The 1,121-nt window shown below is 56.9% G+C and carries 2 pseudogenes; both read right to left on the reverse strand.

Annotation, left to right across the window (positions count from 1 at the left end):
- A pseudogene (locus tag AAFO90_RS24915) lies at positions 1-889 on the reverse strand (ISKra4 family transposase); the annotation flags it as partial.
- A gap of 26 nt (positions 890-915) precedes the next feature.
- A pseudogene (locus AAFO90_RS24920) lies at positions 916-1,121 on the reverse strand (hypothetical protein); the annotation flags it as partial.

Consider the following 1,121-nt stretch of genomic DNA (forward strand, 5'->3'; position numbering starts at 1 on the left):
GTGTTCGCGATACAGCCGAACACCGCGCTCGCGAAACTCGGCTGTGTACTTCGGGGTGTGCTTCTTCTGGTCCATAGGGTTCATCCTTTGAGAGTTTTACTCTCCGGTAAACCCGGGGCGGTTCATCCCAGCCCTGCGCAATCAGGTCATGTCGGAGTTGCTTTGCAGGAGACCTGGCGGCTTGCTGCACGAGGCCAAACCGCCGGCTCATATTGGGGCTTTCAACCTTGCCGACCACGACATCGAGGTGGCGCTTCTGGTATTCAGGTCGACATCTTATATGCGCACCATCCAGGAAAACGGTCAGTGGGGCGGGCGGTGCGATTGTATCCGCGTCTCCTTGATTTGCGTCGACGTGGCCCAATTCGTCGGCAATGCGACCCAAGCGATTTCGAACGGTCGTGTTCAACTGAGCCGAACAGGGTAGGAACATCTCGATCAAACGAGCGGCTTCCCGAAACGAGTGCTTGGCCCCCAATTCAGCCTGCAGGCGCCGAAGTTCGGGAGTCGCACGATCAGAGAACAGTCCGGCAAATGGTGATTGCGGTCCAGCTTTCGCGATCCCAGCCGGTTGGCACAAGCAGCGTCGAAGCCTTGGCCACTTCACCCGAATTCGCCCGAAAAGAGTGTCGAGAATACGGCCTCGATCATCATGGATCGCGCGGTGTTTGCCACAGCCATCGCATTTCCGGCGAGCCTCTATTGCTTCACCGACCTGATCTTGCACAATCGCTTCCTGCAAGCGTCTCAATAAGGTCTTTGCGTCGTCGAGGAGAAGGCCCACATTCTCGGAACCAAACTCATCCGGCGCACGGCGCAGTCGACCGAGATTGCGCCTCTTGGTTTCTCCATCGTCAAACGTCGTCTCGACAAAAATGCTTACATCCATGGTGGGTCCCGCCTTGTTCCGAAACCTTACCCTACCACGTCGACCACCAAGTTTTGCCCACTCCCGCCAAACGCGTCGCGTCTCAGATTAAAGGGCAACGCGACACCAAGGGTCGAGAACGAGATGCCCGTAACATAGAGAACATCCTGAAACATCGGCGGGCTGTTGCTGAACGATTGCGGCAGAACGCTTGCCACCACCATCGTGTTGAACACGGCGAGCGTCACAAGTT

The sequence above is a fragment of the Phaeobacter sp. CAU 1743 genome, assembly GCF_039839315.1.
Lineage (GTDB): Bacteria > Pseudomonadota > Alphaproteobacteria > Rhodobacterales > Rhodobacteraceae > Phycobacter > Phycobacter gallaeciensis_A.